Genomic DNA, 24,067 nt, shown 5'->3' on the forward strand with positions numbered 1-24,067 from the left:
GGACCCTGAAATACGAGTGCGTCTACCTGCATGCCTGGGAGACCGGGTCGGAAGCAAAGGCGGGCATCCGGAAATGGATGACCTTCTACAACCACCAACGCCCGCACTCGGCCCTTGGCGGCAGACCGCCAGCCGTGGTCTATTGGCAGAGAAATGAAACAACCAACCCCGATCAGCAGATGCAAAGAGTAGCTTGAATTACGCCAGATCCTGTCCAACCGATGGGGAGTAGCTCAGTTTTCCTCAAATACCCGCTCGATCTCGGGCTTCAGTTCTTCGTCACGCTTGGCGCGATCCGACAGAAGATCAGGGTTCGCCCGCTTGGCCAGGTGGTCATGGAACGTGGCAGGAGCAATCGGCAGTACGCGACAGATTGGCTCGACCCCATGATCCGTGCGGTGGTCCTCTATGAACCGGATCATCGTTTCAGTGGGCGGTCGAGCTCCGCCTGGGCAAAATATGCGGACGCTTTGCGAAGGATCTCGTTGGCTTGCTTGAGCTCGCGCACTTCCCGCTCCAAGGCCTTCATCTTCTCGGCCTGCTCGGTCGTGATGCCGCCGCGCTGGCCAGTATCGACCTCGGCCTTCTTGACCCATTCGTTCAGCGTCTGAGCCGCGCAACCGATCTTCGATGAAATCGACAGGATCGCCGACCAACGACTTTCATGCTGCCCTGCGCCGTCCAATACCATCCGCACGGCACGTTCGCGCACTTCTGGTGAATACTTGTTCGTTGTCTTTGTCATGATGCTCCATCCTACTCAAAAGTTGGAGCCTCCGGCAAACCCGGCGCGGTTCAGTCTTCGTGAAGATCAAAGGTGAACGCCACTATCTGTGGCGGGCTGTCGATCATGAGGGTGAGGTTCTCGAAAGCTTCGTGACGAAAACACGAGACAAGCGTGCGGCCCTTAAATTTTTGAAGAAAGCGATGCGGCGTTACGGGAAGCCGGAGAAGATCGTCACTGACAAACTACGCTCCTACTGGGCCGCGCTGAAGGAAATCGGGGCGGCCGATCGACAGGAAACCGGCCGCTGGCTCAACAATCGGGCGGAAAATTCCCATCTGCCATTCCGACGACGAGAGCGGGCGATGCAGCGATTTCGGCGGATGCGAAGTTTACAGAAATTCGCCGCCGTCCACGCCTCGGTATGCAACCATTTCAACCAGGAACGCAGCCTCACTTCCAGATCGAATTTCAAGCGAAACCGCGCCGCCGCCCTCGCCGAGTGGCGCGGTCTCTGCGCGGCATAAGGGACAGCCATCCTGCCCTTGCTGAGACGGGTTCGAATTGGTCTGACAGCTCCCGAAAGCGGCTTTCAATCTGTGCCAACCAAGGCTATTCTGCGCAATCTAAAGTCTTTTCGCAAAGTTTATTCACCGCCGCGTGCAGCAGGATCGTCAGAACAGCAAGCACGATCAGAGCGGCAAACATAAGGTCCGTCTTGGCCCGGCCATTGGCCAACAGCATCAGATATCCCAAGCCCTTCGAGGCCCCAACCCATTCGCCAATGATCGCACCGATGGGTGCGTAGACTGCCGCGAGCCGTAGGCCGGATGCAAAGCCCGGCAGGGCCGCGGGCACCCGGATATACCACATGATGCGCGCGGGGTTTGCGCCCATCACCTTGGCCAGACCGACCCAGTCGTGGTTCGTCCGCATGAGCGCGTCGAAAAATGATGACGTAACTGGGAAATAGATAATAATCAGTGCCATCGTGATTTTGGACCAAAGACCAAAGCCCAACCAAAGGGTCAAGATCGGTGCCAATGCAAACACCGGAACGGCTTGGCTGAAGACCAGAATGGGCCGCACCAGCGCGCGTGCCGTTGGCGATGCGACCAGCGCGATGGCCGAAACGAACCCAAGGGCCGCACCCAAGGCGAGGCCGATCAGTACTTCGGCCATTGTGATGACCGCGTGTTCTGCCAACAGTGCGCGGTTTTCCCAGATTGTTTGCGCGACCAATGCGGGCGGCGGCAGGATGAAACGGGCGACACCTGTGGTCCAGATCACTGTTTGCCAAAGCACCAACACCAGACATGTCGCCGCGATTCCTGCCCGCCAACCCGTCATTTTGCGACAGCAAAGGCAGCCCAGGACGCATCAAAAAACGCGCGTTCCAGCCGTACCGCTTCAGTGAAGGTCGAGATGACTCGCGCGCGGGCGTCGTCGTCCAGCGTTTCCCAAACGCGATCCAGTTGATCGCGCAAATAGGCGACAACTTGCGCAAAGCCGTCGCCTGAATGAAGGGCAATCCACTCGCCCAACCAGAACGGCAGTTCCTCTGCGCGGTCTTCAAACGGGATGGCCCAATCAAGGTAAGTCCACTCTGCAACCACGAGAACCGACAGCATGATCTCATAGCGCCCAGACCGTCGGGCCTGATCCATCAACTTTTGGAACGCGATGGTCTCAGATGCGGGTGGGGCAGTCGGTGGCACCTCAAGCGCTTGTAAGGCGCGCAGGAAAAAGGTGTTTTCCGGGCCGCAGATCAGGCCCAGAAACTGCGCGCCCGGCAAGGCATCGGCCAAGGTGGGCGCATGGGCCACAGCTGATGCCAAAAGCCGTACAAATCCTTCGATAAACTGGTAGTCCTGTTGCAAATATCCGGCCATCTTTTCACGGCTTAGGGTCCCGTCCGCCAAGGCATCGGTGAATGGGTGGTGCGTGGTGGCGTGCCAGTCATCAGCGACAAGCGATTGCAGGTGTTGGGTGGCGCTCATATCGGTCTCCGAAGGTGATCAAATAGGTCCGTCTGCGCGCGCAGCACGTCTGTTGCGTGTATATCCCGCGGGATTGGTGTGCTTGGGGCGGTCACTTCAACCAGCCCCGATGGCGTCATGATCAGGATCGTCTGGCCCAATCGTGCGGCCTCATTCGGATCATGGGTCACGAGCAGCACGGTGCGGCCCCTCAACAGCTCTGCGGTCAGTTCCTGCATCTGCGCGCGGGTCAGCGCGTCGAGCGCCGAGAACGGTTCATCAAGCAATACAACTGCGCAGTCTTCCATCAAGGTGCGCGCCAAAGCCACGCGTTGCCGTTGGCCACCAGATAAGCTCAGGGGTAATTTATCCACATGATCCGCCAGTCCGACCTGTGCCAGCCTGTCGCGTGCAAGGGTCCGGTCCGGGTGTTCGCCACGCAACCGCGCACCAAGTATGACGTTGTCCAACACGCTCAGCCATGGCATGAGAAAATCCCGCTGCGCCAACATGGCAACGCGGCCGGGAGCGCAGAGAACTCCGTCAAAGGTGACGCCGTCGGCCAGACCTGCAAAGAGGCGCAGAACCGTGGATTTTCCCACCCCACTTGCCCCCAAAAGACAGGTCCAGCTATCCGGTGTCAGGGTCAGGTCCAGATGCGAAAAGATCGGGGTGCCATCGATTGCCGCCGATCCTGTCATTCGCAAGGGCTGATTCACGGATCAAGCCCCATATTCCAAAACCCGACTTCCAGTTGCGTGGCCATTGCGAACCGCGCCTGAAGGCTGGCCCAGCGGGGACTGGCTGTGGGGTTATCGCCAATACGCCGTGCAATCGCCCCGTCAATCAGCATGCCCACATCGTGGCAGACCTGCTGATAATCGGCGCTGGCATAGGTGTTGATCCACTCGGCGTAGGTGTTCGAAGTTCTGGCGGTGGCCAAATGGTTGCCGATTTCACCGTACCCCATGACGCAAGGCGCCAAGGCTGCCAGCAAATCGAGCAGATCACCGGAATGGCCCGCATCGAGTACATAGCGGGTGTAGGCCAGATTTTCCTGTCTTTCCTGCGTGGCAAACAGCGCGGCCTCGTCGATGCCGATCGTGGCGCAGGTCTTGATGTGCAGGGCGATTTCTTCGTTGATCAACCCGTTCACCGTGGCCGCAGCCAAACGCATTTCCGCAACCGTATCCGCCTTGGTGATCGCCAAAGCCCAAGCGCGGGAAAAGTGGATCAAAAAGACGTAGTCCTGTTTCAGATAATGCAGGAAGGCGGCGTGCGGCAGCGTGCCGTCGCCCAAGCCTTGCACAAACGCATGGCGCGTATAGGCGGGCCAGCCGGGGGTGTTATCCCGCCAAGCCGCGAAGGTGGTGCCGTAGGTCATTCTGTCCCCAGATCGACCGCAAGGGCCGAAACAGGGCGCGTGCCCTCTACAAGACCACTCTCGGCAAGAAACGCTTCAAATCGTGTATAGCGGCCTTCATCCAGCGCTTCGGGGCGCAGGGCAAAGCGGGGCCACGTATCGGCCCATGCCTTTGCGTTCAATTCGTCGTCGAGTTCAGGCGCGTAGCCTTTGAAAACCTCCCATGAGGCGTCTGGATTGTTTACGATGTATTGCGTCGCCAGTTCTGTGGCGCGCAGGAAACGGCGGGTTTGGTCTATGTCCATCCGGTCGGGATTTGCCACATAGATCAGCTCGTCATAGGTCGGCACGTCTTCTTCCTCGACATAGAAACACCGGCCCTCAACGCCCTCGATCTCCATCTGGTTCAGCTCAAAATTGCGGTAGGCCCCGATGACTGCATCAACCTGACCCGACATCAACGACGGGCTGAGAGAGAAGTTCACATTGACCATCTCGACATCCTCTAGGGTGACGCCGTGGCGATTCAGCATTGCGCTCAGAACCGCCTCTTCGACGCCCGCGACTGAGAAACCGATCGTGCCGCCCTTGAGCTGGCTAATCTCTTGAATCGGACCGTCTTTGAGAACCAAAAGGCAGTTCAGCGGCGTTGCCACCAATGTGCCCACGCGGACCAGTGGCAAACCTTCGGCCACGTGCAGATGCTGGCTGGGTTGATAGCTGACGGCAATATCGCCCTGGCCAGCCGCCACCAGTTTTGGCGGGGCGGACGGATCGGCGGGGGGGATGATCTCGACCTCAAGCCCTTGATTGGCGAAATAGTCCAGCTCTTCGGCGACAATGATGGGGCCGTGATCGGGGTTGATGAACCAGTCCAGCAACAAGGTGATCTTGTCTTGCGCCAAGGCCGGTGTCGCGACGCATAGCGCCGCTGCGGTGATGAGATATTTCAAATGGGTCTCCTTACCCTCCGAGCGCGAGAAGTTTGATCTCGCCCTGCCAGTATTGTGAAAGCCGCTCCGCCGCCTGCCAGGCGCGCAGGCCCGACCTACAGGCCAGAACGGCGCGTTGGTTTTGATGTGGTGTGGGGCCATGTGGCCCAAAGTCGGACACAGTATGGCGTGTTGCTTGTGGCAGGTCCGGGCCCGGCTCATCACGCGCGCGCAGATCGATCAGAAAATCAGACTCGGCAATGTCGCCTGGCGCGATGAAGGCTGGGTTCGGCACCGGGTCAGCTGCTGTGTCAAACCGGAACCCGCCGAACCTGAGCGTGCGGGCATCGTAGGTCACAAGCTGCCCCAAACCTTGGTCATCGCCCGTCAGGATCGCGATCGCCATTTGCGCTTGAAGGCTGCCGATGACACCGACACTCGGCCCCAGCACGCCGTCGGCATCGCACGACCCAAGCTGATCCGGCAGGTCCGGGAAAACCGCGCGCAGGCCCGGTTTCCCGCCGCAAAAGCCACCGACATAGCCCTCGCGGCCCACCACGCTGGCGCTGATCAGCGGTTGCTGCGTCGCAATACAATGATCCGACGCCATGTAGCTCACGGCAAAACTGTCGGCGCAATCGAAGATCAGGGTCATGCCATCGCAAAGTACTGCAATGTTGGCGGGATCGACGCGCTGCCCGACGGGGTCAACCATCGTGTCGGGGTTCAGCGCAGCCATCGTTTGCGCGATCGCGTCGACCTTGGGCCGGCCAATGTAAGCCTCACGAAACAGCGTCTGACGGTGCAGGTTGGATAGGCTTACAACATCTGCATCCGCGATACGGATATGGCCCACACCCGCGCCCACCAGATATTGCATCACAGGAGCGGCCAAACCTCCCGCGCCGATGACAAGCACAGATGCGCCGGCAAGGCGGGCTTGCGCGCCATCCCCCAGCACCGCAGTTTGGCGGGCGTAGCGGCTCATCCGCAGACCTCAAGCCACTCCTTGACGCGGCCATCTGGATCATCATGCATCGTAATATCCGTGACCGCCGCGACGATATCGGCCCCCGCAGAAAATGCACCGGACGCGCGCGCAGTGGTCATCCCGCCAATCGCAACGAGGGGGATATCGCCCACGAGCTCTTTCCAAAGCCCCAGTTTTTCAACGCCCTGCTTGTGCCATTTCATCTTTTTCAGGATCGTCGGATAGATCGGCCCAAGCGCGATATAGTCAGGTTTCAACGCCAGTGCGCGGGCCAGTTCGGCCTTGTCATGGGTCGAAATACCAAGCCTGAGACCCGCCGCACGGATCGCAGTAACGTCGGCCTTATCAAGGTCCTCCTGGCCCAGATGGACCCAGTCACACCCCAGCTCAATAGCGAGTTGCCAATGGTCATTGACCACCAGCACAGCACCGTGCGCAGTACATAGATTACGGCCTTTGGACAGTTGAGCGCGCAGCGCGTCCTGCGGCTGGTCTTTGATGCGCAGCTGAACAAGCTTGACGCCTATAGGCAGCATGCGCCGCAGCCAAGCCACATCATCAATGATCGGGTAAAAGCGCGGCAACGTCATAGGATGGCCTTTCCAAAGACAGGTGTTGACGGTGCTGCCATGTCGCGGGCGTCCATCGCATCTGCGCCAGCGGCCAACGCGCCCGCCTCTACCGCAAGGGCAAACGCATGGGCCATCGCCGCAGGGTCGCCTGCTTTTGCCACAGCGGTGTTCAAGAGGACGGCGTCATAGCCCAACTCCATCGCCTGAGCCGCGTGCGACGGCAGGCCCAGACCCGCATCAACGACCAAAGGAATGTCGGGAAAATGTGCCCGCACGCTGCGCAAGCCGTAAATATTTTTCAGGCCCATTCCTGTGCCGATGGGCGCGCCCCACGGCATCAAAACCTTACAGCCGACCTCAACCAGCCGCTCACATAACACCAGATCTTCCGTGCAATAGGGGAACACCTCAAACCCGTCCTCTGCCAGCTGTGCGGCGGCTTCGACCAGACCGAAGGGATCAGGTTGCAAAGTGTCGGCATGGCCGATGACCTCAAGCTTGATCCAGTTGGTGTCGAACAGCTCGCGCGCCATCTGTGCTGTGGTTACGGCCTCGCGCACCGAATAACAGCCTGCGGTGTTGGGCATGAGAGCAACGCCCAGTTTGCGAATCAACGCCCAGAAATCCTGCCCCGCCTGATCTCCGCCAGCCTCGCGGCGCACAGAGACCGTGGCGATCCCCGCGCCAGAGCGGCGAAAGGCATCCGCCAAAATAGCAGGCGACGGGTATTGCGCAGTGCCTAACATCAGCCGCGATGTAACTTCGGTGCCGTAGAACGTGGGCATGTTATCCTCCTTGCCGGGGGGCGACGATTTCGACGCGATCGCCATCTTGCAGAGTGTGGCTTGCGCGCTGGTGCTTGGACACGAACGCCTCATTGACCGAGGTGGCCACCTTGGCCTCGCCCTTTCCAATGTCGTCCAGCAGCGCCGCCAGCGTGGACGAACTGGTCTCTTGTGCTTCACCGTTCACGATGATCTTCATACCAAACCTCTGGTATCTTGCCCTTTAGCAACAGGTCCGCCGTCATCTGCGACAATGCAGGCGCAAGCAGAAAACCGTGCCGAAACAGGCCATTTGCGTAAATCACATCACCAATCCGCCGGATACGCGGTTGGTTGTCGGGAAAGGCAGGGCGCGCATCAACGCCGATTTCCAACAGCTCTGCCTCCCCAAAAGCGGGGTGCAGGGCATAGGCGGCATTCATCAGCTCCATCACGGATCGCACGGTGGCGCGACCGCGTTCGCCGGTTTCGATCTGGGTCGCGCCCAACATAAAAACACCGTCGCCACGGGGCACGATATAAAGCGGAAACCGCGGGTGAAGCAGCCGGACAGGGCGCGACAACGTCACGTCGGGGCAGCGGACTACAAGCATCTCGCCCTTCACGCCGCGCAGATCTGTGAGTGTATCACGCGCAGCAAGGCCACGGCAGTCAATCACCTGACCCTTGATGTCACCGCCAAAACATACGCCCCTTTGATCCAGCCGCGCATGCAGCGCTGTCAGAGTCGCGCGCGGATCAAGATGCCCCTCGTCTGCCAGAAACAGCGCCTTTGAATAGCGTTCAGCCAGATGCGATTCAATGGCGGCGATCTGGGTTTTGTTCAGGTGGGTTGCGGTCGGAGCACGGCGCGCAAAGGTTGCCAGATCGCTTTGATCGCGACTAAGTGCGACAACAAGCGTACCCTCATGATGCACAGTCCCGCCTTGGCTTTCCCACCATCTTGCAGCTTTGCGGCCTTGGCGCACGATCTCGGGCTCTGCACTCACCCCTTCGCAATCGGGCGCCAGCATGCCGCCGGCCCACCAAGAGCAAGCATGATCGCCGGGCGCGCCTTTGGGATCAATGACCGTGACCTGTGCGCCGCGTGACGACAGTTCTGCAGCCATGACAAGGCCACACACACCGCCACCAATGATGGTAAAAGGGCCGCTCATTTCCAAAGCGCGTGAAAGTGGTGAACGGGTCCGTGGCCTTGTCCAACGTGCAATTCATCGGCATGCAAGATCGCTTGGTGTAGCCACCTGTGCGCACGCGATACTGCATCGCTCAACGCCATGCCCTGCGCTAAGCCCGCAGCGATGGCCGAGGAATAGGAACATCCTGTGCCGTGGGTGTTGCGGGTGTTCATACGTGGGGCCGAAAAGTCCTGCGTTCCTGTTGGCGAGATAAGATGATCAGTGCAGGTCTCTCCGTCTGCATGTCCACCTTTCATCAAAACTGCACCGGCGCCAAGTTCCAGAAGGGCGTTTGCTTGCGTCTGCGTGCTGCCCTCGCCAACCAGTTTCGCCGCTTCAGGCAAGTTGGGTGTCAGCAGGGTCGCGCGGCTGAACAGCAAAGACTTCAATTCGTCAATCGCGCTATCGGCCAGCAGCGTATCGCCTGATTTGGCAACCATCACAGGATCCAGCACAATCGGGCCATCATAGCCCGCCAGCGCATCTGCCACCGCTACGATCAGCGACGGAGTCCCGAGCATTCCGATCTTGATCGCGTCAATCTGGATGTCCTCTAGAACAGCCTTGATCTGTGCGGCGATGATGTCATCGGGGATTGGATGAATGGCCGTCACCGCCTGCGTGTTCTGCGCGGTCACCGCCGTGATCACCGATGCCCCATACACGCCCACCGCCGAAAACGCCTTGAGGTCCGCCTGAATGCCAGCTCCACCGCCGGAGTCGGACCCGGCAATTGTTAACGCGTTAGCCACCATGGCGCAGCCCCTTGGTTTCAAGGATCCGGATGGCAAAGAGGAAAGGCCAATGCGAAGTTGAGGTCCGCGAGCTGTTCCCTCCGCCGGTCCTAACCGGTTCAGGTTCAATGGGTTCGCAGCTTGTGCATCTCAGCCCGGATAGGGGCACCCCAACAGTTGTAATCCTATCGTTAGATTGTTCGCGCTGACGCGTCAAATGGATAAATGATCTCAGGCGACCTTTTCTGAATGTTTCCGAAATTGAACTTTGATGAAGGTAATAGGCCGCAACAATAGGATTTTAGCCACGCGACAGGCTTTGTTGCACAAATCCGGGACTGGGCGGACTACCCCTTTCTCCGGACACATTTATGCTACGACCTCTGTGGCAGGTATGCCGAGAGCGGTGTAGCGATTGAGCACGGCGACGCGGACTTGGATTTCGGCGACCTGTCGGTCGAAGTCCTGCGCCATCAAGGATTGGCCCAGTAGTTTCACGCAGTGCATTTTGGTCTCGACGCGACTACGTCGGTGGTATCCGCTCCATCGTCGCCAGATCGCGCGGCCCAGGTATCGCGAGGCGTTAACGGCCTCGTTCCGGGCGATGGCTCCTGCGCTGGTGGGTTTCCAAGGTTTGGCGTTCTTGCGCGGCGGGATGACTGCATGAGCGCCACGTGCAGCAATCGCGTCATGGCATTTGCGGGTGTCATAGGCACCGTCGGCGGTCACTGACCTGATGTCCTGATCGGCCGCAATTTGGTCGAGCAACTCTGGCAAGATGGGGGCGTCTCCGAAATTGCTTGTCGTGACCTCGACGGCCCGAACCTCCAGCGTTTCTTCGTCGATACCTATGTGTATCTTGCGCCAGATGCGACGTTTGGGGCCACCATGCTTGCGAGCATTCCACTCACCTTCGCCCTCGAATTTGATACCGGTGCTGTCGATCAAAAGGTTCAGAGGGCCACTGCCGCCACGATACGGCAGGCTCACGTTCAGAGTTCTTTGGCGGCGACACAAGGTGCTGAAGTCCGGGACCGCCCAATCCAGACCAACGAGTCGAAGCAAGTTCTGCACGAACCCGGTTGTCTGCCTGAGCGGCATCCCGAAAAGCACCTTCAAGGTCAGACCGGTCTGGATTGCGGCATCGTTGAACTGCTGTTGTCGACCGCGTTTGCCATTCGGCGGCGGCACCCAGACCATCTCGGGATCGAACCAGATCGACAGCGATCCGCGCCGCTTCAGGCTGTCATTGTAGGACGACCAGTTGGTGGTCTTGTACTTCGTGGTGGTCCATCTGCTCATGCCTCCCGCCTATCATGCTGGATTCGTGAGATGAATCCCTGACGCCATTTGTGCAACAAAGCCGGCGGAACAGGGAAACGCTGCCGGACCCCGTTTTCACCGGAATCGCGGCATGCCGAGCTCACGATGACAGGAATCTTCGCCTACATCGTCCTCATCGTGCCCCTCCGAGCTGCCGGCCCAGAGAAGCGTGACCGCATGCCCGTTCCCGAGGCAAACCTGGCTCACGTTACCTCAAGCCATCGCTGGAAATGGATCGCATCACCAATTTCAGGGCACCCCCCTAACCTACAATGGCATTCCTCAACATCCCGATCTGGTCAATCTCGACCTCAAAGACATCGCCCGGCATCATGAACAGCTTGGGGTTGCGCGAGGCCCCCACCCCAGCAGGCGTGCCGGTAATCACCACATCGCCAGGTTCCAACGTCATGACCTCGCTAAGCAATGATACGAGTGACGGCACATCGAAAATCAGCGCATCGGTATTCGACGCCTGAACAACCTCGCCGTTCAGGCGACCGACGATGTTGAGACCACTCGCCCCGGATGGCAGCGCGCTCGACAAGGTCAAAGCGGGTCCGAAGGCACCGGTTTGATCGAAGTTCTTGCCAATCGTCCATTGGGTAGTGCGAAACTGGTAATCCCGAAGAGTGGCATCATTGAAACAGGAGTAGCCGGAAACATACGACAGCGCATCCGCCTTGGATACATTGCGACCGGACCGGCCAATAACGAACGCAAGCTCCGCTTCGAAATCCAACTGCTCAGAGCAGCCAGGTTTCACGATACTATTTTCGTGGCCAATCAGGCTGGTGAAAAAACGGGTGAAAATCGTGGGGTAGTCGGGAATTTCGAGGTTCAGTTCGTGCGCATGATCGACGTAGTTCAGACCGACACAGATGATTTTCCCGGGGCGACGAACCGGCGGCAGGAACACGGTACCATCGTGCAACGGCGCCCCCTTCAGAACCGTCCGCGCCACCGCATCAAGATCGGCACCGACTGCGAGCAGCTCATCGAGTGTACCCGGGAATTCCGCCTGCCCCTGCAGCAGGCATTTGAACTCCACATCGTCCGTCGCGGCGATGCCAATTTTCCCATCAATATCAATTGTTGCCAGCTTCATGTTCGCCAACCCTCTTTCATGCTGGTGGCACCATACCCAGACAAAACCGATATTCAATCCAAATATCGTTTTTTTGAGTATTCTTAAGCATCTTCCTAAGTTCTAATCCGCATGCTACCGATTACTGCATGACGAGCCATCCTGCTGCCAGCCTCTACCAATCGGCCTACGAGCGGTTGCGAGCCGACCTGATCTCTGGCCGCATCAAGCCCGGTACCAAACTCAAGATTGCCGAGATTGCGAGGGCGCAGGGCGTCAGCGCGGCAGGCATCCGCGAGGCGCTGTCGCGCTTGGCCGCAGAGGGATTCGCAGTGGCAGAACCCCAAAAAGGTTACCGAGTGGCGCCGGTCTCGCAAGACGAGTTGCAGGACCTGACACATGTGCGCACACACATTGAAAACGACTGCCTAGAATTGGCGATTGGAGCTGGAGACTACTCTTGGGAAGCAACAATCTTGGGCGCATCCCATCGTCTCTCAAGGATTTCAAAAGACGAGCAGGTCGAGGGTCTCGAGCCTTTCGGAACACGTTGGCGGGCAGCGCATTACGACTTCCACTTCAGCCTGGTCGCGGCCTGCCCTTCGAATTGGTTCTTGCGCCTTCGTGAACAGCTATGGTGGCAGAGTGAACGATACCGTTCAGTTTCGGTCGCGCTAGCCGGAACGGATAGAGACATTCAGCAAGAACATAGTGACCTCGCCGAAGCGGTTCTGGCGCGTGACGCCATGCTCGCAAAACGTTTGATGGAAAAGCATCTCGCCCGCACTGCGGGGGCGTTACTGAATCTGTCTCATTTCTGACCTGCCCCCCGCGAAATCCCTCACCGTGATGTAGAGTCTGCGCCAACTTGCTCTGAGCCCCAACCTTGGACTGCTCTGCCCCCTGATAACTGTAGGCGGCGGGTGGGCCCCACCTTTTTCTGATCCTTGGTTTCTGCGAAGCCGTCCCTGTTTCGGAACAGGGAAGGAGTTTCTCCATGGAGGGTGCTGTCAGACGGATGCGAACCGGTCTCCGTCAGGACAGCGACGCTGTCCCTTATGCCGCGCAGAGACCGCGCCACTCGGCGAGTGCGACGGCGCTGTTTCGCTTGAAGATGTGCCGGCTGGAGAGACTGCGTTCCTGGTTGAAATGGTTGAAGACGGAGGAATGGACGGCGGCGAATTTCTGCAGGTTTCGCATCCGCCGGAAGCGGGACATGGCGCGTTCTCGTCGTCGGAAGGGCAGGTGGGAATTATCGGCACGATTGTTCAGCCAGCGCCCGGTTTGCTGCCGATCGGCGTTTCCGATCTCCTTCATGGCGGCGCCGTAGGAGCGCAGCTTGTCGGTGACGATCTGTTCCGGACGACCGTAACGTTTCATCAATTTCCTGAGGAATTTCAATGCCGCCTTGCAATCGCGGCGCTTGGTGACCAAGGCTTCGAGGACCTCGCCCTCGTGATCGACGGCTCGCCACATGTAATACGTCTCGCCGTTGATCTTCACGAAGACCTCGTCGAGGTGCCACTGCCAGTTCGAGTAGGCGCGCATCCGCTGGACCCTGGTCTTGCGGATATCGGAGGCGAACAGGGGACCGAACCGCATCCACCAAAACCGGACGGATTCATGGCTGACATCGATGCCGCGCTCGTGCAGCAGGTCCTCGACGTTGCGCAACGAGAGCGGGAAACGCACGTACATCATGACCGCAAGGCGGATGACCTCGGGGCTGGTTCGGAAATAGCGAAAAGAATTGGGTTTGCTCATCCCGGCAGGCTATGGCGGTCCCTGTTGGAGTGCAAGCTGCATCGCCTTGACACCACCTCCTCCACGTTCCGCAGCGAGAGCGGAAACCGGATGTACAGCATCACTGTCAAGCGGATGATTTCAGCGCTCGTTCTGAAACAACGAAAAGGGCTGCGCTTTGTCATGGCGACAAGCTACGTCGCAACCTGGACCCGCTCAAGCCAGTTTACTTGACACTACCTGGGCGCGGCGCCTCGCCCATGCATGGGTTTTGAGGGAGGTGTCAGGCATCCCCCAAATAGCAGCTCCTTCAGGGGTATTCTGGAGTCACGCTGCCATGCCTGCGAACTTCGTCCTCGACAAAGGACCAAATCTCACTTTTCAACTCTGTAAATTCTTTCGAAAGTTGCACGGTCATGTGTCGCGGCCGCGCCAAGGTGTTCTTCACTATGGCCTTGACCCGGCCTGGGCGCGACGACAACACGATGATACGATCGGCAAGGACCAGTGCCTCATCGATATTGTGGGTAATAAAGACAGTCGTCTTGCGCTGGTCCTCATGAATTCGCAACAATTCTTCCTGCAGCACCTGTCTGGTCATCGCATCGAGTGCAGCGAAGGGTTCATCCATCAGCAGTACTTCCGGATCGGAAGCGAATATCCGCGCCAGAGTGACTCTCTGCCTCATCCCTCCCGACAGTTCAGACGGATAGCGATCAGCAAAGGCACCGAGATTGACCAAATCAATGAAATACTCCGCACGTTCACGTCGAACCTTCGGCGATACCCCCTTCATTTTCAGGCCGAATTCCACATTCCCGCGCACGGTCTTCCAGGGGAGTAAGGCATAGCTCTGGAAAACCATGCCACAACGCGGTTCGATCCCTACGATGGGCTCGCCATGAAGCAGCAGCCGCCCACTGGTCGGAGAGATAAAGCCGGCGAACATGTTCAACAGGGTGGACTTGCCACAGCCGGAGGCGCCGACGATACAGATGAATTCCCCTTCATTGATGTCGAGGGATAAATCCTCCACCGCCAGAATATCTTTCTGGCCACTAATCTTGTAACTCTTGAATACATTCTGGGCCGATAGGATAGATGCCTTGTTTTTCACGTCTTTCATTCTCTCAGGTTCCTTTCCCAGGGCAACAGAAGTCGCTCGATCCGGACCATGATCCAGTCCGCCACCAGCACGGTCAGCGAGATACAAACCATGCCCATAAGCACGAGCGGCATGTTCCCCCAGTCTTTTGCCTGCCAGATAAGAGCACCCAGACCGTTGTTTGCGGCAACCATCTCGGCGGTGATGACGCAGGACCAGGAAATTGCCAGCGTGACCTTCAGCCCGGAAATAATGCCGGAAAGCGCCCCAGGCAAAACCACTTCACGCATGACAGCAAAATCATTGGCACTCAGGTTGCGGGCTGCACGGATCAGGATAGGGTCCACCCTTTTGGTGCTCTCATAGGTATAAAGCAAGATGTAGACCCAGGACCCCATAAACACGATCGCGATCTTCTGCGCCTCGCCGATCCCGAGCCAGAGGATGGACAGCGGTATCCAGGTAATCGACGGCAGCGGTCGCAGCAATGAGATGAACGGATCCATGATGGCCTTTGCTGGCCACCACACACCGATCAGGATGCCAAGCGGTACTGCAAAAAGAACAGCCAGACCAAACCCCGTGAACACCCGCGTCGAAGAGGCTATGACAGACACCCATAGATCTCCGGTTTCGACCAAGCGAATGCCCTGATCCAACACTGACATAGGCGACGGTAAAAAGACTGGTTTAACCCATCCCAGTTCGGTCACCATTGCCCAGACACCAAGAAAAGTGGCAACCGATGACAAACCGATCAACAAGGTGACGGCAGGTGTCGCTTTCCATGACCTGAACGTCTTGTGGCGCGACACCTTTCTTGCCCTGGGCTCGTCCTTGCCATCCGGGTTTTCCGGTACGACGGCGGTCGCCTCCGTTAGAATTGGTCTCTCTTCTAGCGTTGCCATTTCACCCACCCTATCAGTCGCTGAATGCGCGCGGCATGCCGCGCAGCCACAAATTTTAATCAGTAATAAAGTCGGTATTGGTCCATTCCGTCACATCGGGCTTTGCACCAATCTTGCCAAGGTCATACAGAAGATTAGCAAGCGCCTGCATTTGCCCGCTATGCAACTCAATGTGCGCCTCCCAGTCCGCGCCCCCAAAGTACATAAACTTGTCAATAGAATCAATCAGATCAGCCGCATCCTTGTTGAAGTAATGCGAAACGACCTGGGCAGCTTCTTCGGGATTGTTATTGGCGAAATCCGCGCCCTTGAACAACGCTTTGATCACCTTGTTCGCGATCTCCGGGGAGTCGTTCACCAATGCTCGGCTCATGATGACAATATCCGGCGCGGCCATTGTGCCAAACTCATCATAGAACGACGTATCCTTGTCCGTACCGATAAGCCTGCCGTCCGGCACCGCGGCCTTCAGGCCGTCGAGCAGAGGCTGCCAAATACAGGCGACGTCAACATCGCCACGCGCCAGAGCCGGCGCCATCTCGGTCCCCCCGATATTGAAGAGCTCGACATCACTCTGCGTCATATCCTCGGTTGCCAACAGAAGTGTCATCGTGATCTCGGCCGAGGAATTTGCAGCGACTTTCCGACCGCGCATATCTGCAATTGTTTCGACGCCCGGGCGCGCCCAACAGCCCTCATTGCCGGGTGAATCATCAACATTTGCGACATTGTAGAAGGCATCATTTCCACGTGCCATTTCCGAGATTACCGCAACGCGACCCAGGTTGGAAAAGTCGATCGAACCGCTGGTCAGCGCAGAGAGCCGGTCATACGAGCTACCGATGGGGACGAACTCGACTTTAATTCCCTCTTCCTCGAAATAGCCATTGTCGATCGCGACCATGATCGGCACTTGTCCGAGCCAGGTCGCCGAACCGCCGAACTTCAGTTCGGTCGGCTCGTCTGCAATGGCGAGCGTACCGGATGCAAGGCAGGAAAGCGCGAGGGCAAATCCCGAACCTAACCGTCGGGCGGTGCCTCGCCCGGTCTTCCTGATTTTTTTCATTTCGGAAATCATGTTGGTTCCTCTCTGTTTACGTTTATGGTTGTTAATTCAGTCGATTCACATACGAAACTCGCTGTAGAAGCTTCTGAATCTGCCCGACCTCCATCGTTAGCCCGCATTTTTGCGTGGGTTTGTGCTTCATGGTCTACGTTGGCCGCACAAGAAGCGGAGTATCATTGCCGCACCCTGCCGAATGAGAACTTGCGTTTGGCAGCCTCGGCCGCATCCTGAAGGCGGTAAAGGCACAGCAAACCCGTGGCGGCTGCATGTGCCGATGGGATATGCGGATAATCCCGCCCGCGCTGCCCCGGAAACACCGGGTCATGTGTGGACTCTCCAGCCGCACGATGCGCGAGCTCACGCCCCATTACACCTGACAGCGCGACTCCCCGACCGCTGAATCCGTAACCGATTAGCAGACCCGGTTCCGGTTCGATCACCCGCGGCAACTCATCCCATGTCATTCCAACTATCCCGCTCCAGGTCATTTCCCATCGGATTCTCCCAAGTGCAGGAAACAGGTCCTCAATTCTGGCCGTGGCGCGCCGGGTGGATATGGCCCTTTCGGCTCCGGCCACGGCAACGGTAGCACTGACGAGCAGTTGTCCGCCCAGCACCTTGCGCACTCCCGACATCAACTTGCTGCTGTCGGTCATGGATTGACCGCCGGGCAGAACATCCTTGAGCAGGTCAGGTTTTTCAGGACGGCCTGCCAGCTGATAACCGCGCAAATTGATCATTGCCCGCTTCAACTGTGGCCAGAGCGATCCGCCATAACTGTCCGTGCAACTTAGCACCTTGTCCGCCCGGACATCGCCGCATTCGGTTCGCACGCGCCAGCCGTTGCCGTGCTGCTCAATCCCCGTCACTCTGCTTTGGCCATTGATACCGACGCCGATATCCTGCGAGACCCGGGCGAGACCGCGGCAATATCTCAACGGGTTAACCGTTCCGCCGCGCGGGTCCAACGCCGCACCGACGTAATTGCCGCCACCAATCCGTTTGCGCGCCGCCTCTGGGCCAAGGATTTGCAGATCCGCGCCCCGGGCCCTCCAAAAATCGCGACGATCCGCCAGTTTCGCCATTGCTTTCCGGGTATGCGCGGCATAGATCAGGCCAGTCATGGTCGCTTCACAATCGATATTGTGTTCACGGATCAGATCGAACATCTGATCAGGGCCTTCGGCTGCGCCAGATATAAGCCGTTCGCCCGCCTCGCATCCCAGTATGGAGCAAACTTCCGCAGGCTCTCGTCGCAAATAGGGGGTGATCTGCCCGAAATTTCGCCCTGACGCTCCCCATCCGACGCCGTTCGCCTCAAGAAGACGCACCTTCGCACCCGCTCTCGATGCATGATACGCCGCTGTTACACCTGTCAGTCCGCCACCGATAACAACGACATCAACCTTGTCCGAACCGCTGAACTTCCCTTCCGTAAGAAACGGGGGGGCATCGGGCATATATGCCGTTCTTGGCATCGCCGAGTCATCATTCATTGGCTCGTAAGGCATGGCTCAGCCATCCTTCCGATCGGGGAAGACATTGTTCAGCGGAGCGTGTGCGCGGCGCCAGACCATGACACTTCGTTCGTAGTCGATGACGACAACGCCATCCTGGTTCAGCCCACGGGTTCGCACCTTGACAATCCCCTGTTCGGGACGCGACGACGAAGCACGAACTGAAATCACCTCGGATTCCGAATAGAGCGTATCACCGGCGAAGACCGGGTTGGGCAATCTGATACCGTCCCAGCCCAAGGCAAATCCGTTCTCGCTGATATCGGCGACACCTAGGCCGGCGACCACCGCCAGTGTGACGATCGAGTTAATCAACGGCCGGTCAAAACCGGTACGCTTGGCGTAGTCCGTGTTGAAATGGATCTGGTTGGTGTTGTTACTCATCAACGTGAACAGGACGTTGTCTGCCTCAATGACGGTACGTCCAATGCGTGATCTGTAGATATCACCAACCTCGAAATCCTCAAAGAAGCGGCCGGTCCATCCCGACTTTACCGTCATTTTGACTTCTCCATCTGCTTTGACCGCGTACCAGCGGCTATAGTTCGAAGCGCGCGCTCATAGATCGGCAGATCAACAAGTTGCCCCCGGAAGGAGATGCTGCCGCGTCCCTCTCTCGAAGCTAATTTGAAATCTGCGATCAGATCCTCTGCATAGGCAATCTCGTCAGCTGTCGGGCTAAAGACCTGGTTGATTATTGCCAGCTGTCCGGGATGAATCATCGATTTGCCGGTGAAGCCAAGATCTCGGGCCACAACTGAATCCCCATGCAGCCCCTCGGAATCGCTCAGTTCGGGCCAGACCCCATCGATCGAAGCAATCCGCGCTGCGGTGGCAGCTACTACAATTGCAGAGCGGGCATAGGTGAAGTCGCGGGCAACGCCCGTGCGAACCACCGAAAGCCCCAGATCCTTGCTGTAATCCTCGGCTCCAAAACACAGACCAGCCACACGGGAAGATGCGGTCGCGAGCTGCGGTGCGGCAATGAGCGCCTTTGCCGATTCAAGGGCAAGGACCACCTTTACGCCGCCCGATGGCATTCCTCGTTGCTCTTCCAGATCGTCGAGCATCGCCGCCACTTGATGGACGTTTTCGATTGTTTCGGTCTTTGGCAACACGATGCCATCAAGCCCGGGGACAACCACGGCATCGAGATCGGCCTGCAATTCTCCGGTATCAATTGCGTTAACCCGCACGTAGCGAAGAGGATTCACGCGCTCTTTGGGCCATGCGAGTGCCTCTGCCACCAGCGTCCGCGCCTCTGCTTTCAGCTCGGGAACGACCCCATCCTCAACGTCCAGCATCGCAACGTCGAGATCCAGACCAAATGACTTTGTTATCATTTTCAGAGAGTTACCTGGTACAAACATCCACGAACGCAAGCGAAACATTTCAAACCTCATTTAATAGGAACGATCCATGCCAAGGACATGCTGGGCGATGTAGGACAGGATCAGGTTTGTCGAAACCGGAGCAATCTGGTACAGTCGAGCTTCGCGCCATTTCCGCTCTATGCCGTACTCCTTGGCGAAACCGAAACCGCCATGGGTTTGCATCGCAACATCTGCGGCCCGGAACGCCGCCTCCGAAGCAAGTAACTTCGCCATATTTGCTGCGGCCCCTGCATCGGCACCGGCCTGGTACAGCGCCGCCGCCTTCCGGCACATCAGATCAGCCGCCTCTAATTCAATATGGCTACGCGCGATCGGAAACTGCACGCCCTGATTGCTTCCGATCGACCTACTGAAAACCTTGCGGTTCCCGGCATAGTTGACAGCCTGTTCAAGGCACCAGTAACCGTCTCCCAGAGCTTCGGTGCCGACCAGTATCCGCTCGGCGTTCATACCGTCGAGGATGTATTGGAAGCCTTTTCCTTCTTCCCCGATGAGATTTTCCACCGGCACTTCGAGATCATCGAAAAAGAGCTCAGTCGTCCCGTGATTGATCATTGCGGGCAAGTGACGGGTCTCAAGCCCGTTGCCGCGCGCCTCCCGCATGTCGACCAGCAGCACCGACAGCCCCTGGGTTCTGCGGCTCACTTGGTCTAGCGGTGTGGTGCGAACCAAAAGCAGCAGCAGATCGGAATGGAGGGCACGAGAAATCCAGACCTTCTGGCCGTTGATCACATATCGGTCACCACGACGGACGGCCCGTGTCTTCAGACTGGTCGTGTCGGAACCGCTGGTCGGTTCGGTCACGCCAAAAGCTTGCAGGCGCAACTCACCGCTAGCGATCGCAGGTAGAAAGCGGTGCTTTTGTTCTTCACTGCCGTGCCGCAGCAAAGTGCCCATTATATACATCTGCGCGTGACACGGGCTGGCAGTACAGCCGCTCGCATTAATTTCCTGAAGGATGACCGCAGCCGCCCGCAGCGGCAGCCCCACACCACCATACTGATCCGGGATCAAGGCAGAGAGATACCCTTGGCGCGACAATTCATTCACGAATTTTGATGGATAGGCGTCTTCTTTCTCAAGATCTCGCCAATAGGAACCGGGATAGTCAGCGCAGATCCGCCGGATCGCCGTCCGCAATTCGGGATAATCTTCCCCGACATCAATGGCATGTGTCTTTTCAACGGATTTAGCAGCTGCAGTCATTGTGCGTTCGGCCCCAATGTCTTTGTGTCCCTCGCCGTCTGTGGTTCGGCTTCGACTTCGGGTTTTGCGGAATTGGCAATGCAGTGACTGTGCTCTCCCAAGGCGGGAGCGCGCTTTCGGAACGACGGACGTATTCCATCGAATGAAATCGGCAGCCCGACAAGCCGTAGGTCAATATCCGGACACTCCTGGATGATATCCAGCGCAACGGTCTGTGGATGCGCTACGACCTCATCGATCGACTGGATGGGCGAGTTTGGTACGCCAGCGTTGTTCAGCGCTTCTGACAGGTCTTCTCGTCCCCAGGAATTAACCAACTTTTCCAGTAGTGGAATCAGTATATCTCTGTTCCGCACCCGACCTTCATTCATAGCGTATGCGGCCTCCGTCGCGAGGTCTTCCGCCCCCAGAGCTTTGCAAAACGATGCAAACAGCTTGTCGTTCCCGGCAGCAATCATGATGTAGCCGTCTTTGGCCCGGAACGCCTGATGCGGTACAATCTCAGGAATTGCCGAGCCCATGGGTTTGCGGATATCCCCGGAGGCTAAATAGCCTGCAATCTGGACCGACATCCATGAAAGGGCCGTTTCAAACAACGAAGTATCAACAATACATCCGGTACCGGTCTGCTTGCGCCGGAACAGTGCAGCAATGATCCCCAGCGCCGACCACATTCCGGTACCAAGATCAATAATTGCAGGACCGACGCGGACCGGGCCGCCCTCGGCTTCGCCGGTTACACTCATAATGCCGCCAAAGGCCTGCATCAGCGGATCGTATCCGGGGGCCGACGAAAGCGGTCCACGGGCCCCAAAAGCCCCTAGATTGCAATAGATAAGTGCAGGCTTTTCCACCCGGAAATCACTACCCGAGAAATCGCCCTCTGCAAGTGAACCCGGCCGGAGGTTCTGGACCACAACATCCGCATGCTCAAGGATAAACTGACGTAACCCTGCTCGCTCGTTCGGGTCGCGCAGATTGACGGTGACGCTCTCTTTGTCACGGTTCATTGCCTGGAATGCCGCTGCGGAGCCGTGCCAGAAAGGCGGGCCCCAACCGCGGGCATGATCGCCATGCTCGCGGTTTTCGACCTTGATGAGCCTGGCGCCGAGTTGCGCCAAAATGCTACCAGCAAACGGACCTGACATGCTGTGGCAGATTTCCACAACGACGACACCGTCAAGGGGCAAGTCTACCGGCAGGGCGAAGGGTTTGGACCCGGTCATTATATCATCCAGCCAGTCAGCGCAGCTTTGCTGTAGTTTGCGCGATACGGTCGCAGGCGTCGCGTAGCACGTCGTCTGACGCGGCATAAGATAGCCTGAAATATGGCGACATACCGAAAGCTCCCCCAAAGACCGAGCCAACCCCCGCATCTTCGAGCAGATAGAGTACGTAGTCCTGGTCGGTTTCGATTACTTGTCCATCGGGTCGGCGTCGCCCGATAACCCCTTCGCAGGACGGATAGACGTAGAAGGCGCCTTCAGGCATCTGACATGACAACCCGTCGATCGCATTCAGCCGTTCGACGACCATTCTCCGCCGACGGTCGAACGCCGCACGATTATGGGCGATGAAATCCTGCGGCCCATTGAGCGCCTCGACTGCCGCAGCCTGTGAGATTGAGGCGGCATTTGTTGTCGAATGCGACTGCACCGACGCCATTGCCTGGATCAGCTCTTTGGGCCCGCCTGCATAGCCGATCCGCCATCCGGTCATGCAATAGGTTTTGGACACACCGTTTACGGTCAGCGTTCGATCGTAGAGCCGGGGCTCGATCTGCGCAGGCGTGGTAAAGACAAAATCGTCATAGATCAGGTGCTCATAGATGTCGTCGGCCAGGACCATGACATTGGGATAACGCAACAAGACAGCTGTAACCTGCTCAAGCTCTTCGCGCGTATAGGCAGCACCCGTAGGGTTTGTAGGCGAGTTAAGGATAACCCATTTGGTTTTCGGAGTGATCGCCGCTTCGAGCTTTTCCGGATCCAGCTTGAACCCGCGCGCCGGGTCGCTGGAAACGATGACGGGAACGCCGTCGCAAAGCGTGACCATCTCTGGATAGGACACCCAGTAGGGGGCGGGAATGACCACCTCGTCGCCGGGTGACAGGGTGGCCAGCAGCGCGTTGAAAATGACGTGCTTCCCGCCAACACCAACGCTGATCTGGTCCAGCCCGTAGTCAAGCCCGTTCTCGCGCTTGAACTTGGCCTGAATGGCACGCTTCAGATCTGGCGTGCCGTCAACCGCGGTATATTTCGTCTCTCCCCTCTGGATCGCCTCGATTGCAGCACCCTTAATGTTGTCGGGCGTGTCAAAGTCAGGCTCGCCAGCGACCAAACCGACAATGTCGCGACCCATGCCCCGGAGCTCCGCAACGCGCCCGAACAGCGAAACTGTAGGTGAGGGCTTGATCTGCGCGAGACGCGCCGCCTTGAGCGAGCGATTGCCCTGCGCTTTCTTATCAGATTCAGCCATCCCTTCGATCTCCCCTCGGAATTGGTGTCTTCATCTTTTTAAGACGGTAGATAGAATCATTTCGGATGTCAAGAAACGTTTCATCAATAAATTTACAGCAAAATATTTGTGTTTCCATCTTTTGAGAACAGATAATCCGACTTTATATGAAATGTTTCCAAATCTTACCGGGGTTGGCGAACAGGACAAGCTGTATCCCGCTCACCGAACACATCATCCAGACTCGCGACGCACAGGGGCATATCGTGCAGACCGTATTGACGCGTGATCATGCCCACCCACATGCGCCTTGATCACACCAGTGCCCACGCTGTCTGACGCCATACAACGCCTCAAGAGCTGTTCCTTACATCGGCCTCAAGACAGAGCTGCCGGAGCAATTCAGCCATCGGGCAGGCGGTTAGAGGTAGTCCTGAATTTTGACCGGTTGCCAAGCTTTAGAGCGGGTTGCGTCTAATCGGTTTCATAGCCTGCAGCCTTGAAGAAGTTGTAGCATTCCTCGTCAGTGAAGAGATCACAGACGTGACCGACCGCGCGCCAGAGGTCATCGTAGGTCCGCGCGGCGGCTCGCCGGATAAGAGTCTTGGGTTTGGCGAAGGCCATTTCGATTGGATTGAGATCGGGGCTGTATGGGGGCAGAAAGAGAAACCATGCCCCGACGGCACGCATGGCCTCTGCGGCCCTGGGCTTTTGTGGGATGACAGGTTGTCGAGGATGATCGCGTCACCCGGCTGCAGAGTCGGAACGAGCTGGGTCTCGACATAAAGCTCGAACAACTCGCGGTTCATCGCGCCCTCGATGACCCAGGGCGCATCCAGGCGATCGTGGCGCAGGGCGGCGATGAAGGTCTGGGTGTCCAGTGGCCGAATGGTGCATGGTCGATCAGGCGCGCGCCTTTTTCAGACCATCCGGTGGTCTTTGCCATGTTCGTTTTCAAGGATGTTTCGTCGATGAAACCGATGCGCGGCAATAGGTTGCGCAT

26 protein-coding genes, 3 pseudogenes, 1 riboswitch and 1 other annotated feature are annotated in these 24,067 nt (G+C 57.9%); of the genes and pseudogenes, 3 read left to right on the plus strand and 26 right to left on the minus strand.

What is annotated here, in order from left to right; translation table 11 throughout:
* The coding region (locus tag DL899_RS17545) for an integrase core domain-containing protein (protein ID WP_162685459.1) at positions 1-197 on the plus strand (197 nt) is incomplete at its 5' end.
* 39 nt (positions 198-236) lie between these two features.
* On the opposite strand, the pseudogene DL899_RS19950 reads toward DL899_RS17545, so the two are convergent.
* A pseudogene (locus tag DL899_RS19950) lies at positions 237-745 on the minus strand (transposase); the annotation flags it as partial.
* Positions 348-464, minus strand: a sequence feature (AL1L pseudoknot). Its footprint overlaps the pseudogene before it by 117 nt.
* Before the next feature lie 50 nt (positions 746-795).
* On the opposite strand from DL899_RS19950, the pseudogene DL899_RS17555 reads away from it, so the two are divergent.
* Positions 796-1,251: pseudogene (locus DL899_RS17555) on the plus strand (IS6 family transposase); the annotation flags it as partial.
* Positions 1,252-1,336: 85 nt separating this feature from the next.
* On the opposite strand, the gene DL899_RS17560 reads toward DL899_RS17555, so the two are convergent.
* The 13 genes from DL899_RS17560 to DL899_RS17620 form a co-directional block, all read right to left on the minus strand.
* Positions 1,337-2,074 carry an ABC transporter permease gene (locus tag DL899_RS17560; protein ID WP_111735646.1) on the minus strand — a complete coding sequence of 246 codons (738 nt, stop codon included), beginning with the start codon at positions 2,072-2,074 and terminating at the stop codon, positions 1,337-1,339.
* Positions 2,071-2,724 (minus strand): TenA family protein, encoded by a 654-nt coding sequence (locus DL899_RS17565; protein ID WP_111735647.1) that lies wholly within the window; start codon positions 2,722-2,724, stop codon positions 2,071-2,073. The genes DL899_RS17560 and DL899_RS17565 overlap by 4 nt, the downstream gene beginning before the upstream one ends.
* On the minus strand, positions 2,721-3,404 hold the full coding sequence (locus DL899_RS17570; protein WP_111735648.1) for an ABC transporter ATP-binding protein: 684 nt from the start codon (positions 3,402-3,404) through the stop codon (positions 2,721-2,723). The genes DL899_RS17565 and DL899_RS17570 overlap by 4 nt, the downstream gene beginning before the upstream one ends.
* Before the next feature lie 14 nt (positions 3,405-3,418).
* On the minus strand, positions 3,419-4,087 hold the full coding sequence (gene tenA / locus DL899_RS17575) for a thiaminase II (protein ID WP_111735649.1): 669 nt from the start codon (positions 4,085-4,087) through the stop codon (positions 3,419-3,421).
* The gene (locus DL899_RS17580; protein WP_111735650.1) at positions 4,084-5,019 is read right to left on the minus strand and encodes an ABC transporter substrate-binding protein; all 936 of its coding nucleotides are present in this window, start codon (positions 5,017-5,019) and stop codon (positions 4,084-4,086) included. The genes tenA and DL899_RS17580 overlap by 4 nt, the downstream gene beginning before the upstream one ends.
* Positions 5,020-5,029: 10 nt before the next feature.
* Positions 5,030-5,986 (minus strand): HesA/MoeB/ThiF family protein, encoded by a 957-nt coding sequence (locus DL899_RS17585; RefSeq protein WP_111735651.1) that lies wholly within the window; start codon positions 5,984-5,986, stop codon positions 5,030-5,032.
* Positions 5,983-6,579, minus strand: a complete 597-nt coding sequence (locus DL899_RS17590; protein ID WP_111735652.1) for a thiamine phosphate synthase — start codon at positions 6,577-6,579, stop codon at positions 5,983-5,985. Before DL899_RS17590 ends, DL899_RS17585 begins: the two co-directional genes overlap by 4 nt.
* Positions 6,576-7,346, minus strand: a complete 771-nt coding sequence (locus tag DL899_RS17595) for a thiazole synthase (RefSeq protein ID WP_111735653.1) — start codon at positions 7,344-7,346, stop codon at positions 6,576-6,578. The genes DL899_RS17590 and DL899_RS17595 overlap by 4 nt, the downstream gene beginning before the upstream one ends.
* A 1-nt stretch (position 7,347) precedes the next feature.
* Positions 7,348-7,545, minus strand: coding sequence for a sulfur carrier protein ThiS (thiS, locus tag DL899_RS17600; RefSeq protein WP_111735654.1), 198 nt, complete (start codon positions 7,543-7,545; stop codon positions 7,348-7,350).
* Complete coding sequence (locus DL899_RS17605; RefSeq protein ID WP_111735655.1) at positions 7,523-8,503, minus strand: FAD-dependent oxidoreductase; 981 nt, start codon at positions 8,501-8,503, stop codon at positions 7,523-7,525. Before DL899_RS17605 ends, thiS begins: the two co-directional genes overlap by 23 nt.
* On the minus strand, positions 8,500-9,279 hold the full coding sequence (gene thiD / locus DL899_RS17610; protein WP_111735656.1) for a bifunctional hydroxymethylpyrimidine kinase/phosphomethylpyrimidine kinase: 780 nt from the start codon (positions 9,277-9,279) through the stop codon (positions 8,500-8,502). The genes DL899_RS17605 and thiD overlap by 4 nt, the downstream gene beginning before the upstream one ends.
* A 58-nt stretch (positions 9,280-9,337) precedes the next feature.
* Positions 9,338-9,441, minus strand: a riboswitch (TPP riboswitch).
* A 186-nt stretch (positions 9,442-9,627) separates the two neighbouring features.
* A complete protein-coding gene (locus tag DL899_RS17615) occupies positions 9,628-10,560 on the minus strand; it encodes an IS5 family transposase (protein ID WP_111735657.1) in 933 nt (310 codons plus the stop codon).
* A gap of 283 nt (positions 10,561-10,843) precedes the next feature.
* Positions 10,844-11,689 carry a fumarylacetoacetate hydrolase family protein gene (locus tag DL899_RS17620; RefSeq protein ID WP_111735658.1) on the minus strand — a complete coding sequence of 282 codons (846 nt, stop codon included), beginning with the start codon at positions 11,687-11,689 and terminating at the stop codon, positions 10,844-10,846.
* 128 nt (positions 11,690-11,817) lie between these two features.
* Here DL899_RS17620 and DL899_RS17625 point away from each other — a divergent pair, with 128 nt between their 5' ends.
* A complete protein-coding gene (locus tag DL899_RS17625; protein WP_111735659.1) occupies positions 11,818-12,489 on the plus strand; it encodes a GntR family transcriptional regulator in 672 nt (223 codons plus the stop codon).
* Between the two features lie 235 nt (positions 12,490-12,724).
* Here the strand turns inward: DL899_RS17625 and DL899_RS17630 are convergent, their stop codons facing one another.
* The 12 genes and pseudogenes from DL899_RS17630 to DL899_RS20255 all read right to left on the minus strand — a co-directional run.
* The gene (locus DL899_RS17630) at positions 12,725-13,432 is read right to left on the minus strand and encodes an IS6 family transposase (protein ID WP_111735660.1); all 708 of its coding nucleotides are present in this window, start codon (positions 13,430-13,432) and stop codon (positions 12,725-12,727) included.
* 289 nt (positions 13,433-13,721) lie between these two features.
* Positions 13,722-14,537: an ABC transporter ATP-binding protein gene (locus tag DL899_RS17640; protein WP_111735661.1), complete on the minus strand. Its 816-nt coding sequence runs from the start codon at positions 14,535-14,537 to the stop codon at positions 13,722-13,724.
* The gene (locus DL899_RS17645) at positions 14,534-15,424 is read right to left on the minus strand and encodes an ABC transporter permease (protein WP_111735662.1); all 891 of its coding nucleotides are present in this window, start codon (positions 15,422-15,424) and stop codon (positions 14,534-14,536) included. Before DL899_RS17645 ends, DL899_RS17640 begins: the two co-directional genes overlap by 4 nt.
* Positions 15,425-15,479: 55 nt before the next feature.
* A complete protein-coding gene (locus tag DL899_RS17650; RefSeq protein WP_111735663.1) occupies positions 15,480-16,502 on the minus strand; it encodes an ABC transporter substrate-binding protein in 1,023 nt (340 codons plus the stop codon).
* 161 nt (positions 16,503-16,663) lie between these two features.
* Entirely contained in the window at positions 16,664-18,001 is a 1,338-nt protein-coding gene (locus DL899_RS17655; protein WP_111735664.1) for an NAD(P)/FAD-dependent oxidoreductase, read from the minus strand.
* 3 nt (positions 18,002-18,004) lie between these two features.
* A complete protein-coding gene (locus DL899_RS17660; RefSeq protein ID WP_111735665.1) occupies positions 18,005-18,508 on the minus strand; it encodes a MaoC family dehydratase in 504 nt (167 codons plus the stop codon).
* Positions 18,505-19,398 (minus strand): HpcH/HpaI aldolase/citrate lyase family protein, encoded by an 894-nt coding sequence (locus DL899_RS17665; RefSeq protein WP_162685634.1) that lies wholly within the window; start codon positions 19,396-19,398, stop codon positions 18,505-18,507. The genes DL899_RS17660 and DL899_RS17665 overlap by 4 nt, the downstream gene beginning before the upstream one ends.
* Before the next feature lie 12 nt (positions 19,399-19,410).
* Positions 19,411-20,607, minus strand: coding sequence for an acyl-CoA dehydrogenase family protein (locus DL899_RS17670; RefSeq protein ID WP_111735667.1), 1,197 nt, complete (start codon positions 20,605-20,607; stop codon positions 19,411-19,413).
* On the minus strand, positions 20,604-21,833 hold the full coding sequence (locus DL899_RS17675) for a CaiB/BaiF CoA transferase family protein (RefSeq protein WP_111735668.1): 1,230 nt from the start codon (positions 21,831-21,833) through the stop codon (positions 20,604-20,606). The genes DL899_RS17670 and DL899_RS17675 overlap by 4 nt, the downstream gene beginning before the upstream one ends.
* A 16-nt stretch (positions 21,834-21,849) precedes the next feature.
* Entirely contained in the window at positions 21,850-23,085 is a 1,236-nt protein-coding gene (locus DL899_RS17680; protein ID WP_111735669.1) for a pyridoxal phosphate-dependent aminotransferase, read from the minus strand.
* 453 nt (positions 23,086-23,538) lie between these two features.
* Complete coding sequence (locus DL899_RS17685) at positions 23,539-23,754, minus strand: transposase (RefSeq protein ID WP_162685635.1); 216 nt, start codon at positions 23,752-23,754, stop codon at positions 23,539-23,541.
* Positions 23,755-23,765: 11 nt separating this feature from the next.
* Positions 23,766-23,954: pseudogene (locus tag DL899_RS20255) on the minus strand (transposase); the annotation flags it as partial.
* Between the last annotated feature and the right edge of the window lie 113 nt (positions 23,955-24,067).

The organism is Roseovarius amoyensis, assembly GCF_003260265.1.
Lineage (GTDB): Bacteria > Pseudomonadota > Alphaproteobacteria > Rhodobacterales > Rhodobacteraceae > Roseovarius > Roseovarius amoyensis.